Origin of the sequence: Pseudomonas putida, from assembly GCF_028682475.1 — a bacterium.
Classification (GTDB): domain Bacteria; phylum Pseudomonadota; class Gammaproteobacteria; order Pseudomonadales; family Pseudomonadaceae; genus Aquipseudomonas; species Aquipseudomonas putida_AG.
The window spans coordinates 52,642-70,075 of the sequence record NZ_JANHLE010000027.1; the positions used below are offsets into that span (position 1 = coordinate 52,642).

18 protein-coding genes are annotated in these 17,434 nt (G+C 61.0%); 4 read left to right on the top strand and 14 right to left on the bottom strand.

The genetic code is table 11. The annotated features are described in order from the left end of the window. Positions 1–36: 36 nt before the first annotated feature. From NPS47_RS20135 to NPS47_RS20155, 5 genes are read right to left on the bottom strand one after another with little or no spacing between them, the layout of a single operon-like run. A complete protein-coding gene (locus tag NPS47_RS20135; protein ID WP_274296535.1) occupies positions 37–669 on the bottom strand; it encodes an SCO family protein in 633 nt (210 codons plus the stop codon). Beyond that, positions 666–1,565 carry a heme o synthase gene (gene cyoE / locus NPS47_RS20140; protein ID WP_274296536.1) on the bottom strand — a complete coding sequence of 300 codons (900 nt, stop codon included), beginning with the start codon at positions 1,563–1,565 and terminating at the stop codon, positions 666–668. Before cyoE ends, NPS47_RS20135 begins: the two co-directional genes overlap by 4 nt. Further along, the gene (locus NPS47_RS20145) at positions 1,550–2,632 is read right to left on the bottom strand and encodes a COX15/CtaA family protein (protein WP_425313533.1); all 1,083 of its coding nucleotides are present in this window, start codon (positions 2,630–2,632) and stop codon (positions 1,550–1,552) included. The genes cyoE and NPS47_RS20145 overlap by 16 nt, the downstream gene beginning before the upstream one ends. A gap of 9 nt (positions 2,633–2,641) precedes the next feature. Then, positions 2,642–3,235, bottom strand: coding sequence for a hypothetical protein (locus tag NPS47_RS20150; protein WP_274296538.1), 594 nt, complete (start codon positions 3,233–3,235; stop codon positions 2,642–2,644). Beyond that, positions 3,201–3,941, bottom strand: a complete 741-nt coding sequence (locus tag NPS47_RS20155) for an SURF1 family protein (protein WP_274296539.1) — start codon at positions 3,939–3,941, stop codon at positions 3,201–3,203. Before NPS47_RS20155 ends, NPS47_RS20150 begins: the two co-directional genes overlap by 35 nt. A 63-nt stretch (positions 3,942–4,004) precedes the next feature. On the opposite strand from NPS47_RS20155, the gene NPS47_RS20160 reads away from it, so the two are divergent. Beyond that, the gene (locus NPS47_RS20160; RefSeq protein WP_028942629.1) at positions 4,005–4,208 is read left to right on the top strand and encodes a twin transmembrane helix small protein; all 204 of its coding nucleotides are present in this window, start codon (positions 4,005–4,007) and stop codon (positions 4,206–4,208) included. A 6-nt stretch (positions 4,209–4,214) separates the two neighbouring features. Here the strand turns inward: NPS47_RS20160 and NPS47_RS20165 are convergent, their stop codons facing one another. From NPS47_RS20165 to coxB, 4 genes are read right to left on the bottom strand one after another with little or no spacing between them, the layout of a single operon-like run. Continuing rightward, positions 4,215–5,102: a cytochrome c oxidase subunit 3 gene (locus NPS47_RS20165; RefSeq protein ID WP_274296540.1), complete on the bottom strand. Its 888-nt coding sequence runs from the start codon at positions 5,100–5,102 to the stop codon at positions 4,215–4,217. 12 nt (positions 5,103–5,114) lie between these two features. Continuing rightward, a complete protein-coding gene (locus NPS47_RS20170) occupies positions 5,115–5,684 on the bottom strand; it encodes a cytochrome c oxidase assembly protein (RefSeq protein ID WP_274296541.1) in 570 nt (189 codons plus the stop codon). A gap of 24 nt (positions 5,685–5,708) precedes the next feature. After that, the gene (gene ctaD, locus NPS47_RS20175) at positions 5,709–7,298 is read right to left on the bottom strand and encodes a cytochrome c oxidase subunit I (RefSeq protein WP_038605216.1); all 1,590 of its coding nucleotides are present in this window, start codon (positions 7,296–7,298) and stop codon (positions 5,709–5,711) included. A gap of 20 nt (positions 7,299–7,318) precedes the next feature. After that, a complete protein-coding gene (gene coxB / locus NPS47_RS20180) occupies positions 7,319–8,446 on the bottom strand; it encodes a cytochrome c oxidase subunit II (protein WP_274296542.1) in 1,128 nt (375 codons plus the stop codon). Positions 8,447–8,815: 369 nt separating this feature from the next. Between coxB and NPS47_RS20185 the strand changes: the two genes are divergently transcribed. Then, positions 8,816–9,463 (top strand): hypothetical protein, encoded by a 648-nt coding sequence (locus NPS47_RS20185; RefSeq protein ID WP_274296543.1) that lies wholly within the window; start codon positions 8,816–8,818, stop codon positions 9,461–9,463. Positions 9,464–9,601: 138 nt separating this feature from the next. Here the strand turns inward: NPS47_RS20185 and NPS47_RS20190 are convergent, their stop codons facing one another. From NPS47_RS20190 to prlC, 5 genes are all read right to left on the bottom strand, one after another. Then, complete coding sequence (locus tag NPS47_RS20190; protein WP_274296544.1) at positions 9,602–10,321, bottom strand: carbonic anhydrase; 720 nt, start codon at positions 10,319–10,321, stop codon at positions 9,602–9,604. Positions 10,322–10,441: 120 nt separating this feature from the next. Next, positions 10,442–11,500 (bottom strand): PA0069 family radical SAM protein, encoded by a 1,059-nt coding sequence (locus NPS47_RS20195; protein ID WP_274296545.1) that lies wholly within the window; start codon positions 11,498–11,500, stop codon positions 10,442–10,444. 66 nt (positions 11,501–11,566) lie between these two features. Beyond that, positions 11,567–13,597 carry a M3 family metallopeptidase gene (locus NPS47_RS20200; protein ID WP_274296546.1) on the bottom strand — a complete coding sequence of 677 codons (2,031 nt, stop codon included), beginning with the start codon at positions 13,595–13,597 and terminating at the stop codon, positions 11,567–11,569. A gap of 132 nt (positions 13,598–13,729) precedes the next feature. After that, positions 13,730–14,008 carry a YheV family putative zinc ribbon protein gene (locus NPS47_RS20205; RefSeq protein WP_038605199.1) on the bottom strand — a complete coding sequence of 93 codons (279 nt, stop codon included), beginning with the start codon at positions 14,006–14,008 and terminating at the stop codon, positions 13,730–13,732. Continuing rightward, on the bottom strand, positions 14,005–16,056 hold the full coding sequence (gene prlC / locus NPS47_RS20210) for an oligopeptidase A (RefSeq protein ID WP_274296547.1): 2,052 nt from the start codon (positions 16,054–16,056) through the stop codon (positions 14,005–14,007). The genes NPS47_RS20205 and prlC overlap by 4 nt, the downstream gene beginning before the upstream one ends. Positions 16,057–16,147: 91 nt before the next feature. On the opposite strand from prlC, the gene NPS47_RS20215 reads away from it, so the two are divergent. Next, on the top strand, positions 16,148–16,696 hold the full coding sequence (locus NPS47_RS20215) for a gamma carbonic anhydrase family protein (RefSeq protein ID WP_274296548.1): 549 nt from the start codon (positions 16,148–16,150) through the stop codon (positions 16,694–16,696). A 30-nt stretch (positions 16,697–16,726) separates the two neighbouring features. After that, complete coding sequence (locus tag NPS47_RS20220; RefSeq protein WP_274296549.1) at positions 16,727–17,377, top strand: HAD family hydrolase; 651 nt, start codon at positions 16,727–16,729, stop codon at positions 17,375–17,377. The last annotated feature ends 57 nt before the right edge of the window (positions 17,378–17,434 follow it).

The window sequence follows — 17,434 nt, forward strand, 5'->3', positions numbered from 1 at the left end:
CACAACCGGTGGGAGCGGGCTTGCCCCGCGATGCTTTCAATCGCGTTTAACCAATCCCGGCAGTTGCGCCACCAGCTTCTGGTTGTTGAACGGCGCACGAATAAAGCCACGCTGCTTGCCATCCGGCCCCAGCAGCGCCAGGTTGCCACTGTGATCCACCGTATAGTTCGGCTTGCTGGTATCGGCCGGAATGAACGGAATGCTTACCGCATTGGCCAGCTTCTGCAGGTTCTCCAGTGAACCGGTCACGCCGCGGAAGTCCTTGTCGAAATAGCCCAGATACTGTTTGAGCTGCGTCGGTGTATCCCGATTCGGGTCGACGCTGACCAGCACCACCTGCAGCCGCTCCACGGCCTCTTTAGGCAGCTCGCTTTTCACCTGACGCAATTGCGCCAGCGTGGTCGGGCAGATGTCCGGGCAGAAGGTGTAGCCGAAAAACAGCAGCGACCACTTGCCCTTGAGCTCATCCATCATGACCGGCTGGCCGTTCTCGTCGGTCATTTCCAGCGCCGGCACCGTGCGGCTCTGCGGCAGCAGGATGATGCCGGCATCGATCAGCTCGGTCGGGTTGCCGGCACTGCGGCCATTGAGCACCTTGTTGACAGTAAGCCCGAGGATCACGGCGACCACGGCAACGAGGATGAAGACGGTTTTCTGGGTTCGAGTCATAGGTTCAACAGTAGGTAGTGATCAACAAGCAGGGCGATGAACAACAACAACAGGTACCAGACAGAGTACTTGAAGGTCTTGATCGCCGCGTGCGGCCGACTGCCACGGTACAACACCCAGGCCCATTGCAGGAAGCGCGCACCCAATGCCACGGCACAGGCCAGGTAGAGCGCCCCGCTCATGTGAATGACGTAGGGCAGCAGGCTGACTGCGAGCAATACCAGGGTGTAAAGCAGGATGTGCAGCTTGGTGTAAGGCTCGCCGTGAGTCACCGGCAGCATCGGAATATCCGCCTTGGCGTACTCTTCCTTGCGGTGAATGGCCAGGGCCCAGAAGTGCGGCGGGGTCCAGGCGAAAATGATCAGCACCAGCAGCAGCGGCTCGGCGCTGATATGACCACTGACCGCCACCCAGCCCAGCAACGGCGGTGCCGCGCCGGCCAGCCCGCCAATCACGATGTTCTGCGGCGTGGCCCGCTTGAGAAAGCCGGTATAGATCACCGCATAACCGAGCAGCGAGGCCAAGGTCAGCCAGGCGGTGAGGGCGTTGGTGAAGACCAGCAGCAGGGCCATGCCCAGCAGCGCCAGCAGAAGGGCAAAGATCAAAGCGGCAGCAGGCGCTACCCGGCCTTCGGCGAGGGGGCGTTTGTGCGTGCGGGCCATCAAGGCATCGATACGCCGGTCCACCACATGGTTGACCACCGCCGCGGCTCCGGCGCAGCAGGCAATACCCAGGTTGCCGAACAGCAGCACAGCCCAGGGCACACCCGCACGGGTGGCGAGAAACATGCCGACCAGGGATGTGATCAGCATCAGCACCACGACCTTGGGCTTGGTCAGCTCGAGATAGTCGCGCCAGCCCGCCTGCAGCCTGCGTCCGCTTAAAAGCGTCGCCATGAGTTATCTCCCAGATAATGAACGACACCGCCACTGCCCAGCGGTGTCAGGCGCCAGCCCTGGCTGACCCGACGCGCCTTCGCCTTGGCCACCAGGCGAATGCGGTAATTGACCAGCACCATGCTCAGCAACAGCATGGCGCCCCCGGCGTTATGGGCCACGGCCACCGGCAAGGGCAGGTGGAACAGCACATTGCTGATGCCCAGACCTATCTGCACGGCCAGTGCCAGCAGCACCAGGCGGGCGAGTGGGCTTAATCCATGACGATGCAGCTTCCAGCTCAGCATCAGCAGCACACCGCTCACCAGCAACGCGCCCATGCGGTGGCTGAGATGAATTGCAGTACGGGCATCACTGTCCAGGTGCCCGCCCAGGTAGTTGGGGCCGATGTGCTGGGTGAGGTGAAAGCCATTGGCAAAATCCGCCTGTGGCCACCACTGCCCATGACAGGTGGGGAGATCGACACAAGCCACCGCTGCGTAGTTGGCACTGACCCAGCCGCCCAGGGCGATCTGGCCGATCACCACCAGCAACGCCAGCGCCGCTAGCCGCCGCACGCTCAGCGGTAGCTTGGGCAACGGCGCGAATGCCCGCGACAGGCGCAGGCTCAGCAGGAACAACAGGCTCAAGGTGGCAAAGCCGCCTAGTAAATGTGCAGTGACCACCTGCGGCCACAGCTTGAGGGTCACCGTCCACATGCCAAAGGCCGCCTGGGCGAAGACCACGCCGAGCAGCAGCAAGGGCAGGCGATAAGGCTGACCGTCACGACCATGGCGGCGCCAGGCCTGCCAGGCGAGCAGGGTGATCACCAAGGCCAGGGTGCCGGCAAAGTAACGATGGACCATCTCGTTGCGGCCCTTGTGTGCCTCCACCGGTGTCTCAGGGAAGTGCCGCTCGGCATGCGCCAGTTGCGCTTCGGTCTTCGGCACGCTGATGAAGCCGTAGCAGCCCGGCCAGTCCGGACAGCCCAGGCCGGCATGGGTCAGGCGGGTGTAGGCACCGAGCAGGACTACCACCAGTGCCAGCAGGGTGGCAAACACAGCAAGGCGAAATCCGGGTCTGGCCATGGTCATGTCCTAGCCGATGTTGGACAGCTTCAGCAGGTGGCGCAGGTCATTGAGCAAATCCTTGCCCTTGACCCTGGCGTCGTAGCGCAGCACCAGATTGCCGTGAGGGTCGACGATCCACAGTTGCGCATCCTGCTTGCCCTGGCTCACCTCAGCGTACTTGCTCAGGTCCAGCGGGTAGCGCTGCAGTTGTGGGTATTCACGATCGAGCCGGGCCTGGTAGTCGGCCCCCAGCGCTTGCGCGCTGGCCAGGGCATGGCTGGCGCGGCTGGCATCACGCCCCAGGCCGATCTGGATCTGCCGCGCCAGGTACACCAGTTGCTGACAGTCCAGCCCACAGTCCTTGGGCGTGCTGACCAGCAACTGCCAGCGCTGCTCATCGGCACTGACGCCAAGATCGGCACGGCTCTGACCGTTACCGATCATTTCCCCGTGATAGCTGCGGCTGTCGGGCACCCAGAACTGCAACTTGTACATGGCGGTGGCCAGCAGCATCGGGCCGAGCACTACCAGCAGGATCAGGATCAGTTGCAGGCGCCCGCGAGCGCGCCCGATCGGCGCCTTGCCTTCAGACATGTTGAGTGGACTCGTGACGGCTCCCATGCTGTTTCTCCTTGTTGTTATGCCAGCCGAAGTAGAGGTAGAGCAGGACCAACGCCAGCGCCAGGGCGAACCACTGCACGGCGTAACCCAGGTGTTTTTCCGGGCCCATGGCGACTACCGGCCAGTCCAGCCGGTAGCTGGCCGGGCCCGCTTGTAGACGCAATTCATGGGCGAATCCTTGGCGGGACAACTGCGGCCAGAGAAGGCCGGCATCTATGGCCGTCAGCAGCCGCGGCCAGTTGCCGCCTTCAGGGTCGGCATGCAATTGAAAGGTGGCTCCGGGGGCGACATACACCCAGGCATCCAGGCTCAACGCTTGCTCCGGGGTGCTGAACTGCACCGGGTTGCGCCGGTCCGGCCAGGGCAGCCAGCCGCGATTGACCAGCAGCCAGAGCCCGCTGGTTTGGTCGAGGAAGGGTTGCAACAGTTCGACGCCGACCCGGCCATCGCGCATGCGGTTGTCCAGCAGCAGACTGTGCTCGGCATCGAAATGGCCGAACAGACGCACCCGGCGATAAGCCGGATCTTCCAGTTGAGGCAGCTGTGCAGCGCTCACGGCTTCGCCGGCCTGGCGCTCGGCATAAACGGCGAGCAGGTCGCGCTTTTCCTGGGCACGCGCCAACTGCCAGCAGCCCAGGCCGATCAGCCCGGGCAACAGCATCAGCACCACCAGGGTCGGCAGCCAACCTGGGCGAAATGGCTTCACCCGGTCACCCCATGGTCAGTCGCTATACTTAAGGTCATCGATGCATCCCCCCGGAGTTTCGCCATGCTCAAAGCTGCGATTGTCCTGATGCTGCTGGCGACCATCGCCAGCCTGTTCAGTGGCCTGTTCTTTCTGGTCAAGGACGACGGACATTCCACGCGTCTGCTCAAGGCCCTGACCGTGCGGGTCACCCTTGCCGCGCTGACCCTGGCGCTGATCACCTGGGGCTTCTATAGCGGCCAGTTGGTGTCCCACGCGCCGTTCTGAACACGGCTACAGCACGTAAACAAAGATAAACAGCCCGACCCACACCACATCGACGAAGTGCCAGTACCAGCTGGCGGCCTCGAAGCCGAAGTGTTTGTCCGGGTTGAAATGCCCGCGCATGATCCGCACCAGCATCACGATCAGGATCAGCGTCCCCATGGTCACGTGGGCGCCATGAAAGCCCGTGAGCATGAAGAAGGTCGCGCCATAGACGCCTGAGCCCAGGGTCAGGCCCAGTTCGGTGTAGGCCTCGTGATATTCGTAGGCCTGCAGTACCAGGAAGCCGATGCCAAGCGCGATGGTCAACCCCAGCCAGAATTTCAGGGCGCCGCGGTGATCCTTGCGCAGCGCGTGGTGGGCAATCGTCACCGTGACGCTGGAGCTGACCAGCAAGATGGTGTTGATCAGCGGCAGGTGCCACGGATCGATGACTTCCCTGGGTGGCGGAAACAGTTTCGGGTCGGGCGTATTGAGCAATGGCCAGGCAAACTCGAAATTCGGCCAGAGCATATGCGCCACACCTTTGGCGCCTTCACCGCCCAACCAGGGCCCGGCCAGGTTGCGTACATAGAACAACGCACCAAAGAAGGCGATGAAGAACATCACCTCGGAAAAGATGAACCAGGACATGCCCCAGCGGAACGAACGGTCCAGCTGCGGGCTGTAAAGCCCGGCCCGGCTCTCCTTGACCACCGCGCCGAACCAGCCGAAGAACATGTAGGCCAGGAACAGTGCCCCCAGGAAGAAGATCCATGGCCCATGCGACTCGGGGCGCCCGGCCTTGAGGTCGTTGAACCAGGTACCCAGGCCGAACACCGTGATGAACATGCCGATCGTGGCAATGATCGGCCACTTGCTTTGCGCCGGTACGTAATAGTGCTCATGCGAAGCCATTGAGTGTTCTCCTTATCGGGCGCCCTGTTTGGCCTGGCCCGCCAGGTGTGCAACCGGCGGGTGGCGAGCGGTGATATCGAACAGCGTGTAAGCCAGCGTCAGGTGTTTCACATCCTTGGGCAGGTCGCGGTCGACGATGAAGCGCACCGGCATTTCGATCCGCTCTCCCGGCTGCAGCACCTGCTGGGTAAAGCAGAAGCATTCGGTCTTGTGGAAATACGCCGCTGCCTCCGCCGGGGTGATGCTCGGAATCGCCTGGGCGCTCATCGGTTTGTCTGTCGGATTACGGGCAATGAACACCATCTGGTTGACCGCACCGGGATTGACGTCGATCTGATCGGCCGTGGAATAGAACTCCCAGACCATGTCGCTGGCATTGGTCGACATGAACTGCACCTTGACGCTGCGGTTCATGTCGCTGACCTGGCTGCCTTCATACTGCCCGCCAGTCTTGCCGTTGATGCCGAACGCCTTGCACATCACGTCGTAGATCGGCACCAGGGCAAAGCCGAAAGCGAACATCACCACGGTCAGCAGCATCAGCCGCAGCACCAGGCGTTTGAGCGAGGTCCCTTCACTCATGGCTCATCCTCCGGCGTTTGCCGTTCATTTCACTTCCGGTGGCGTCTGGAAGGTGTGATAGGGCGCCGGTGACGGCACCGACCACTCCAGGCCCTCGGCGCCATCCCAGGGTTTGGCCGGTGCCGGGGCACCGCCGCGAATGCACTTGATGACGATGAACAGGAAGAAGATCTGCGTGGCGCCGAAGGTAAAGGCACCGATAGAGGAGACCATGTTGAAGTCGGCGAACTGCAGGTTGTAGTCCGGAATCCGCCGCGGCATGCCGGCCAGGCCGACGAAGTGCATGGGGAAAAAGGCCATGTTCATGCCGACGAACGACAGCCAGAAATGCAGCTTGCCCAGGGTTTCGTCGTACATGTGCCCGGTCCATTTCGGCAGCCAGTAATAGGCCGAGGCGAAAATCCCGAAGATCGCCCCGGGTACCAGCACGTAATGGAAGTGGGCCACCACGAAGTAGGTGTCGTGGTACTGGAAGTCCGCCGGCGCGATGGCGAGCATCAACCCGGAGAAACCGCCGATGGTGAACAGGATGACGAAAGCGATGGCGAACAGCATCGGCGTCTCGAAGGTCAGCGAACCTTCCCACATGGTGCTGACCCAGTTGAACACCTTCACCCCGGTCGGTACGGCGATGAGCATGGTGGCGTACATGAAGAACAGCTCGCCGACCACCGGAATGCCGACCACGAACATGTGGTGCGCCCAGACAATAAAGGACAGGAAGGCAATCGCGCCGGTGGCATAGACCATCGAGGTGTAGCCGAACAACGGCTTGCGCGAGAACGCCGGGATGATCGAGCTGACTGCGCCGAAGGCCGGCAGGATCATGATGTACACCTCGGGATGACCGAAGAACCAGAACACATGCTGGAACAACACCGGGTCACCGCCACCGGCGGCACTGAAGAAGCTGGTGCCGAAGTGGATGTCCATCAGCATCATCGTCACTACACCGGCCAGTACCGGCATCACTGCGATCAGCAGAAAGGCGGTGATCAACCAGGTCCAGACGAACAGCGGCATCTTCATCAGGGTCATGCCCGGGGCGCGCAGGTTGAGGATGGTGGCGATGACGTTGATCGCGCCCATGATCGAACTGATACCCATCAGGTGGATGGCGAAGATGAAGAAGGTCACGCTTTCCGGGGCGTAGGTGGTCGATAGCGGTGCATAGAAGGTCCAGCCGAAGTTCGGCCCGCCGCCTGGCATGAACAGGGTCGACACCAGCAGCAAAAAGGCCGCCGGCAACAGCCAGAAACTGAAGTTGTTCATCCGCGGCAGGGCCATGTCCGGCGCGCCGATCATCAGCGGGATCATCCAGTTGGCCAGGCCGACGAAGGCCGGCATCACCGCACCGAAGACCATTACCAGACCGTGCATGGTGGTCATCTGGTTGAAGAACTCCGGCTGGACGATCTGCAAGCCAGGCTGGAACAGTTCCGCACGGATCACCATGGCGAACGAGCCGCCGAGCAAAAACATCATGAAACTGAACCACAGGTACATGGTGCCGATGTCTTTGTGGTTGGTGGTCAGCACCCAGCGCATCAGGCCCTTAGCCGGTCCGTGGGCGTGCTCATGACCGTGGCTGTGGTCGTCGATCACTGCGCTCATGTCCTGTCTCCTGAAGTCGGTCATTTGCTTTCGGCCTGTTTAAGCGCCAGCACGTCCTTCGGCGTGACCATGTCGCCCTTGCTGTTACCCCAGGCGTTGCGCTCGTAGGTCACCACGGCGGCGATATCCACTTCCGACAGCTGCTTGCCGAACGCGGCCATGGCCGTGCCGGGCTTGCCGTGGAAGACAATGCTCAGGTGATCTTCCTTGGGACCGGTAGCAATCTTCGAGCCCTTGAGTGCCGGGAACATCGGCGGCAGGCCCTGGCCTTCGGCCTGGTGACAGGCCACGCAGGTGGTGTGGTAAACCTTGTCGCCGCGCTCGACCAGCTCTTGCAGGGTCCAGTCCTTGCTGGTCAGTTCCTTGAGCTTGGCCGCCTCGGCCTTGCGTTCGGCAAGCCAGGTGTCGTAATCGGCCTTGGACTTGACCTCGACCACCACCGGCATGAAGCCGTGGTCCTTGCCGCACAGTTCAGTGCACTGGCCGCGGTAGATGCCAGGCTTCTCGACCCGGGTCCAGGCCTCGTTGACGAAGCCGGGAATGGCATCGCGCTTGACCGCAAAGGCCGGCACCCACCAGGAGTGAATGACGTCGGCGGCAGTCACCAGAAAGCGCACCTTGGCGCCCACCGGCAGCACCAGCGGCTGGTCGACTTCGAGCAGGTAATGCTCGTCTTTGGGGGCTTTGTTGTGGATCTGGTCGGCGGGTGTGGCCAGGTTGCTGAAGAACTCGACGTCCTGGCCCAGGTATTTGTAATGCCACTTCCATTGGTAACCAGTGACCTGGATATCCACATCCGACTCGCTGGCATCGTAGATATCGATCAGGGTCTTGGTCGCCGGAATGGCCATCGCCACCAGGATCAGGAACGGCACCACCGTCCACATGATCTCGACCCAGGTGTGCTCGTGAAAATGCGCGGGCTGCTGGCCGGTGGAACGACGGTGGATAATCATCGACCAGAACATCGCGCCAAAGACCACCAGGCCGATGATCACGCAGATCCAGAAGATGGTCATATGCAGGTCGAACACGGCGTTACTGACTTCAGTCGCCCCTGGCGCCATGTTCACGGTCCAGGCGGCGTTGGCCTGACCGATTACCGACCACAACAGGAGGCCCATCCAGACATGTGGATGTCGCATCATTGCGGGTTCCCCTTATCGTTCTTGTTATCCCGGAGGCGTGGACCTACGGCTAAGGGTACGGCGGCCAAGACTGCGAACTTCGACGACCGAGCCCCTGCGAACTGCAGTCGGGCCTCATCAGCGAATCACTTTCAAACCGGAGTATAGACAGCGACCTTGACCACGCAATGCGATAACAGAATTCACACCAGCGCAGTTGAACGTTTGCGCGTCAGGCCGCGGTTTATCTAGGCTGAAAGCACAATGATGGCACTTCGATATAATTCCTGACTATAAGCGGTTCCGGGTTATGACAAATACGTCTTAGCGCTTTGCAGAACCGAGCTACCTTATGTCTTCCGTTTGTCACGCCTTTACCCTGGAGTTGTCATGAACATCGCCGCTTTGCGCGAGCAGATCACCCGAGCCCATCAACATGAGACCGAAACCGGCCAACTGAAAGAACAACTGATCAAACAACTGCCGCATCTGCACCCCTCAATCCAGCTGCCGGAGATCGACGCCCAAGGTGCGTTGGCGCGCTTCGTCAGCGCTTACATCGAACAGGTTCCGGAAATGCTCGAAGCGGCTAACGAAGTCGCTCGCGAAGCCGGTATCGAATCGCAGATCAAGCCGGTACTGAAAATCGCTGAACAGTATTTCCTGCAGCCGCCTGCCATCACCAATACCCATCTGGGCCTCGGATGCCTGCTGGATGAAGCCTACCTGGCGCATCGCCTGGTGGAAGAGGTCAACGACCTGTACATCAAGCACTTCAATCAGCCGCTGATCCCGCTGGACACCACTGTGGCCAACCTGATCGCCCACCAACTGATCGGCGAAGCGTTCGCCAACCAGCTGGATGAAGTGGTGCACCACTCAGTGGACGAGATGCTCGATGAAGAGAGCTTTGCCCTGGAGTCGGTCGAGCAATACCGCGACAAGCTCAGCAGCCCGGACACAGGCGCCGCGTGGAAACGCTGGCCGTGCCTGTCGCGGCAACTGGGTGTGGGGCTGGAGCTGGATCAGTCGGCCTGATCACTGGCCATTGTGGGAGCCAGCCTTGCTGGCGATAGGATCGACGCTGTGCCAGCTGTTGCGCGGTGCCTGCATCGCTGGCAAGGCCAGCTCCCACAAGAAGTCTTCAGATCTTGTGGGAGCCAGATCCCACGGCGCTTAGTAGCGCCCTCTCGGGGTTGCGCAAGGGATCGGTTGACCTGCGGCCAGAGGCAGGAAACTGTCGCTGGCGGCGTCGTAGGCCTCGATCTGGCTGGTTTCGATGTCATAGATCCAGCCATGGATGTACAGCTGGCCGGCCGCCAGGCGCGAAGCTACCGAAGGATGGGTACGCAGGTGGTGCAGCTGGGCAATGACGTTTTCCTTGGTCAGTACCTGCATGCTTTCGTGCTCGCTGCCACAGGAACAATTGTCCTCGACCACTGTACGGGCGACCTCGGCATGGCGCAGCCAGGCCTTGACCGTCGGCATCTTCTCGAGGCTCTGGGGATTGAGCACCGCGCGCATGGCACCACAATCGGAGTGACCGCAAATGATGATGTGGTGTACGCCGAGGGCCAGCACCGCATATTCGATCGCGGTGGATACACCGCCGTTCATCTGTCCGTAGGGCGGTACGACGTTGCCCACGTTACGGGTGACGAACAGGTCGCCGGGGGAGCTCTGGGTAATCAACTCGGGCACGATGCGCGAGTCGGCACAGGTGATGAACATCGCACGAGGGGTTTGTGCGGTGGCGAGCTTCTTGAACAGTTCCTGCTGTTCCGGGAAGACGTCGTGGTGAAACCGCAGAAAGCCGTCGACGATATGCTTCAGGGCGGCATCGGCGCTCTCGGCGGGGACTTCCGGAATGGCCTTGGATGGGTCCTTGATGGGCATGCTTCATCCTCTTTGACGTTTTAGGTTAAGTCCATTTTACCGGTTGATGATCCGAACAGCGCATGACAGTTGGATGTTTTGCGCGCAGCAACCATCACATCAATTATTGGCTGATTGAAATCAGAGCAGGGACATCTGCCTGCCCGGTGGACAAAACGCAGTGCAATCAAGCGAATAGCCCTCGCGCTGGTTCAACCCCAGCCGACGAATCGCCTTGCCGAAGCGCTGCGCCAGCAACTCGGCAAATACCCCTTCGCCGCGCATGCGCGCACCAAAGCGGCTGTCGTACAACTCGCCACCGCGACTCTGGCGGATCAGGCTCAACACATGATTGGCCCGTTGCGGGTAATGATCCTGTAACCACTGCTCAAACAATGGCGCAACCTCCAGCGGCAGACGCAACATCATGTAGGCAGCACTCAGGGCACCATTGGCCTTGGCGGCCTCGAGCAGATGCTCCAGTTCGCTGTCGTTGATCATCGGGATCATCGGCGAACACAACACCCCCACGGGTATGCCGGCCTCGCTGAGTACGCGGATCGCCCGCAACCGGGCCTTGGGTGCGGCGGCGCGCGGCTCGAGGGTGCGTTTGAGCTGGTCATCGAGGGTGGTGAGGCTGATCATCACGGCTACCAGCCTTTGCTGCGCCAGCTCGGCAAGCAGGTCCAGGTCGCGCAGGATCAGCGAGCCCTTGGTGACGATGGTGACTGGATGACGATAGCGCAGCAGTACTTCCAGCAAGCGCCGGGTCAGCTTCTGTTCGCGCTCGATCGGCTGGTAAGGATCGGTGTTGGACCCCAGGTTGATCGGCGCACAGACATAGCCAGGCTTGCTCAGTTGCTGCTCCAGCACGTCGGCGGCGTTGGTCTTGGCGATCAGCTTGGTTTCGAAATCGAGCCCGGGGGACAAGTCCCAATAGGCATGACTGGGACGCGCATAACAGTAAATGCAACCGTGCTCGCAACCGCGATAGGGATTGATCGAGCGGTCGAAGGGCAGGTCGGGTGAGTTGTTGCGGGTGATGATGGTCTTGGCGATCTCGCTGCGTACCTCGGTCCCCTGGGTCAGGGGAACCTCCTGGTACCAACCGTCATCTTCGGCCAGCGAACGCCGGGGTGCGAAGCGATTGTGGGGATTGTGGGTCGTACCACGGCCCTTTTGCGGTGCGGGAGAATACATGGCGCCACCTGAATACTGTATTCATATACAGTAATGCTGTGCTCACGATTCTGCCAGCACCTTTGGTCATTCGTCCTCGGCCAGCCCGAGCCAGCGCAAGTAAGGCTCGTGGCTCACCGGCCGTCCAAGGAAGGCACTAAGGTTCTCTACCAGTGGCCGCGCCGCACCCTGCGACAGGAAAGCCTCCTGCAGTGCCCGGCCCGTTCGGGCGTTGAGCAGGCCTTCACTCTCGAAACGCGAGAACAGGTCACAGGCCAGCGCATCGGACCAGAGGTAGGCGTAATACCCTGCCTCGTACCCGCTAACCAGGTGGTCAAAGGCGTGCATCGGACGTTCGAAACCAGCCAGCGGCCAGCCCGAAACCTGTGCATGGCTGGTCGCGGCACGCTGCTCGATGGTCCTGCCATCATTCCCTGCACGGTGCAGGTCCAGGTCGAACAAGGCCTGCGACAGGTTCCGCGCGCACTCCTCAATGCCCTCACCTTGCAACTGCACCAGGACTTCCTGCACTTGCGCCGCCGTCAGCGCCTGACCGTGTTCATGATGCGAAGAAATACTGGCCAGATAATCTGCATGCCATGCCCAACGCTCCAGCAGCTTGCCAGATACCTCGACCCCATCCGTACCCAGCTGACGCACATCGGATAACAGGTGATTACCTGTGCGCACGAGCAGATGGTGCAAGGCATGGCCATATTCATGAAACAATTTGCGCAGCGATAAGTGGTCGAGTAGCGGCTGTGCGTCACCCAGGCCTGGGGAGATGTCCGTGAAAACAGTGGCTACGGCACCATGATAGATACCTTCGGCATCGATGCGTCGGTTCCACAGGTATGAGGTAGAAACACCCAGGGCCTGCTTGCCTGGACGGTCGATGAGATCCAGGTACAGGTAGCCAATTACCGCGTGGTCCTGGAGCACTTCGAATGTTTGCACACTCGAGTCCCACGCTGTCACTGAGTCGTAGCGATTCAAGGTCACGCCAAACAATTGCTGCGCCAGTTCGCGCAGGGCATCCACCACCTTGTCCAAGGGGAAAAAGTCCCGCAGCGCTTCTTTGGACAGCCCCGTTGCCGTTTGCTTGATTGAGGCTTGCAGATAAGCCACGTCCCACGGTTCAACATCGGTCAGGCCGCGCGCTCGTGCCGTTTCCCGCTGCCGCTCTTGCCACTTGCCCATCGCTGGACTGACTCTGCGCACCAGACCGTCGAGAAATCCAAGCACCTGCTCAGCGCAACCGGCGCTCTTGGACTGAAGGCTTAATTCAAGGTAATTGTCGAACCCCAGCAAGCGCGCTTTGTTGTGCCTTTCCTGCGCGAGCTGCTCCAGCACCGGGCCATTGTCGAACGCCGCATCGCTGTCCCAGCCCCGTGTGTTGTAGGCGCGGTAGACTTGCTCACGCAGAGTGCGATCGGTGGCATGTTCAAGGATGGCCGTGCAGGCGGCCTGTTCACAGACAATCAACCAACCGGACAGCGAGACCTCCCTGGCCTTGTTGGCCATCTCGGCACGCAACGGCTCGGGCACGCCATCAAGGCGCTGGTTGTCGGTGATATGGATACTGGATTGCTCAACCGACTTGCCGAGATTTTCCCGGAACCTTGCCTCCAGCTCGCGAATCCGCGCCTCCAGCTGTTCCAGCTGAAGCTGGCCGGCATTGTCCAGACCAACACCGGCCAGGCGAAATGCCTTCAGCGTCTGCTGCAAGGTACTGCGCTGGTGAGCATCAAGGTTGCGGCCAACGGCACTATTGGCAAGGCGCTCATACAAGGCGTAAAGACGCGCATTCTTGACCTTGCGTTTGAAGCGGGCATCGATGAGCGCATAACACTCCAGCACCGCCGCTGCCCAGTTATCGCCCCAGGTCATCAGCGGAACCATCGAGTAAAACACCCCCTGTAACCCGGCATCCAGTTCATCGACGGCAAGCACCAGGTCATCCCAGGTAGGCAGTGCTTGCTGACGTTCGATGATCCGCTCGATACCGTCTTCATGCGCCGCAATCACCTGATCGATGGCAGGGCGTACATGCTCAACGGTGACCTTGTCGTAGGCGATCAGTCCTTTAAGGGCCAATAGTGGATTTTTTGTGCTCATGGCGTTTTCTTACTCGGGTAGTTAAAGGCCCGAGTTTGAAAGCCCTGTCAGCTGGCCAGGCGATAGTTATTTATTGCCAGCTGGAAATCGGAAGGTCACCCGGGGCCAAGCTGCCCCGGGTGGGGGACGGCTTTACTCGGCGGGCTTCTTCAGCTTGGGATTGGGGAAAAACTGCACCGTCTGCACCTTGGCTTCGGCCGGTTTGACCTCAACCTTGTTGACCCGGGTGCCCAGCTCTTTCGGCACCGACAACCCCTGTTCATTAAGGGTGTCGGAAAACCCGCACGCCACACACTCGCGATGCGGAACGCTGTCTTCGCTCCACATCATCAGCTTGTCCGGCTCGCTGCACGCCGGGCAGACCGCCCCGGCGATGAAGCGTTTCTTGGTAATCACAGGCCCATCACTCATGCCGCTACATCCTCACTCAGGCCACTGTGGCGCAAGAGTGCATCGATTGACGGCTCACGGCCACGGAAGTCGACGAACAGCAGCATCGGCTCCTGGGAGCCGCCACGGGCCAGGATCGCTTCACGGAACGCGCGGCCGGTTTCAGCGTTGAGCACGCCTTCTTCCTCGAAACGCGAGAAAGCATCGGCCGAGAGCACTTCAGCCCACTTGTAGCTGTAGTAACCCGCGGCATAGCCACCGGCGAAGATGTGCGCAAAGCTGTTGGGGAAGCGGTTGTACGCCGGCGGGCGCATGACCGAAACCTCATCGCGAATGCCTTCGAGTACTTCCAGTACGCTGCGGCCGTCGCCATGGCGGGCATGCAGTTCGAAGTCGAACAGCGAGAACTCCAGTTGGCGGACCATCATCAGCCCGGACTGGAAGTTCTTCGCCGCCAGCATCTTCTCCAGCAGGTCCTGGGGCAGGGCTGCGCCGGTTTCGTAATGACCGGAGATCAGCGCCAGGCCTTCCGGCTCCCAGCACCAGTTTTCCATGAACTGGCTCGGCAGCTCGACCGCATCCCAAGCCACGCCGTTGATCCCGGAGACCCCAGCATGATCGATGCGGGTCAGCAGGTGATGCAGGCCATGACCAAACTCGTGGAACAGGGTGGTGACTTCGTCGTGAGTCAGCAGCGCCGGCTTGCCGGGTACGGCCGGGGTGAAGTTGCACACCAGGTTGGCCACCGGGCTCTGCAGCACGCCCGCTTCGGTACGGCGACGATCACGGGCACCGTCCATCCACGCACCGCCACGCTTGTTGGCGCGGGCGTAAAGGTCGAAGAAGAAACGCCCGACGTGCTGGCCGTGCTCCTTGATTTCGAACAGACGCACGTCCGGGTGCCAGGTGTCGAAGCCTTTGAGCTCGGCGATCTCGATGCCGTACAGGCGCTGGACGATGGAGAACAGGCCGGACAGCACCTTGTCGATCGGGAAGTAGGCGCGCAGGGTTTCCTGGGAAACGCTATAGCGCTGCTCACGCAGTTTTTCACCGTAGAAGCCGCTGTCCCAGCTTTGCAGGTCCGGGCAACCCTGCTCGGCGGCATAGGCCTTGAGCTGGGCCAGGTCCTGGGCGGCGAACGGTTTACTGCGCTTGGCCAGGTCACGCAGGAAGCTCAGCACCTGGTCGCTGGACTCGGCCATTTTGGTGGCCAGGCTCAACTCGGCAAAATTGGCATAACCAAGCAGCTCAGCCAGCTCCTGACGCAGGTCGAGGATCTCGCCCATCACCGGGCCGTTGTCGAACTGGCCGGCATTCGGGCCCTGATCGGAGGCGCGGGTGCAGTAGGCGGCGTAGATTTCTTCACGCAGGGCGCGGTCTTCGGCGTAGGTCATCACCGCGTAGTAGCTGGGGAACTCCAGGCTGATCAGCCAGCCGTCGAGGCCCTTGGCCTGGGCGGCGGCAGCCATCTGCGCCTTGGCCGAATCGGTCAGGCCGGCCAGCGCCGCTTCGACGGTGACGTGCTTGGTCCAGGCCTGTGTGGCGTCGAGCAGCTGGTTGGAGAAGCGGCTACCCAGCTCGCTGAGCTTGCTCTGCACTTGCGCGTAACGCTGCTGCTGATCGGCCGGCAGGTCGATACCCGACAGGCGGAAGTCACGCAGGGCGTGTTCGAGAATAGTCTTTTGCGCGACATCGAAGCCCGCCGCTTCAGGGCTGGCGATCAATGCTTCGTAAGCCTGGAACAGCTCACGGTTCTGACCCAGTTCGGTGGCATACGCGCTCAATGCCGGCAGGCAGGCCTCATAGGCTTCGCGCAGCTCGGCGCTGTTGCACACGGCATTGAGGTGGCTGACCGGGCTCCAGGCAGCGCCCAGGCGGTCGTTGAGTTCGTCCATGGCCAGCACCAGACCGGCCCAGCTTGGATTCTGGCCCTGGGTCTTGAGGATGTCGGCAATGGCAGTACGGTTGTCGGCCAGGATCTGTTCAATCGCCGGCTGCACATGCTCGGCACGGATCGCCGAGAAGGGCGGCAAGTCATAAGACTGCAGGAGCGGGTTGTTCGCACTCACGGTTAAACACCTTGGCAGAAGAAACATGGGACCATCTTAATTACAATCGACGCCGACCGCAGCCCTATCCATACCAAAGAGAATTCCTATCATGGCCATCCGCAGTTTCCAGAACCATTCACCGCGTCTGGGCGAGCGCGCATTCGTCGACCGCAGCGCCGTGGTGCTGGGCGATGTCGAGATTGGCGCAGACAGCTCGGTGTGGCCATTGACGGTGATCCGCGGCGATATGCACCACATCCGCATCGGTGCGCGCACCAGCGTGCAGGATGGCAGCGTGCTGCACATTACCCACGCCGGGCCGTTCAACCCGGACGGCTTCCCGTTGCTGATCGGCGATGAAGTAACCATTGGTCACAAAGTCATGCTGCATGGCTGCACCCTGGGCAGCCGGATCCTGGTCGGCATGGGCAGCACCATCATGGACGGTGCGGTGGTTGAAGACGAGGTAATCATCGGTGCTGGTAGCCTGGTTCCACCTGGCAAGCGCCTGGAAAGTGGCTTTCTGTATGTCGGCAGCCCGGTGAAACAGGCCCGCGCCCTGACCGAGAAAGAGCGTGCGTTCTTTCCCTACAGCGCCAGCAACTACGTGAAACTCAAAGACCAGCACCTTGCCGAAGGCTACCACCTGCCTGAGTGATCCTGCCTACGGCCCTTATTCGAGATAGCCATGCACCAGCAAAACATCCTCTTCGACCTCGACGGCACCCTGACCGACCCACGCCTGGGTATTACCCGCTCGATCCAGTACGCGCTGGCCAAGCTCGGCATCGATGAACCGGACCTGACGCGCCTGGAACACTTCATCGGCCCGCCGTTGCTGCAGGCGTTCATGCAGTTCTATGGCTTCGACGAAGCCAGGGCCTGGGAGGCGGTGAACTTCTACCGTGAGCGTTTCAAGCTCACCGGGTTGTACGAGAACCAGGTGTTCGACGGCGTCCAGCCATTGCTGGAAGCCTTGAACGGGCAGGGCAGGACGCTGTACATCGCCACCTCCAAACCCTGGGAGTTCGCCCGCGAGATCGCCAGGCATTTCCAGTTCGATCATCACTTCAAGGTGATCTACGGCAGCGAGCTCGACGGCACCCGCACCAACAAGGTCGAACTTATCGCCCATCTGCTGGCAGAAGAAGCGCTGGACCCGGCCCAGACGCTGATGATCGGCGACCGCAAGCACGACCTGATTGGTGCCCGTAGCAATGGTCTTGAGGCAGTAGCGGTGGGTTATGGGTTTGGCAGCCATGAGGAACTGACGGCAGAACAGCCTGCGTATCACTTTGCGACTTTGAGTGAGCTGCATCAGGCGTTTCTGCGGGTTTGAGGACCTCATCGCTGGCAAGGCCAGCTTCCACAACAAGCAAGGCTGATCACTTGTCTG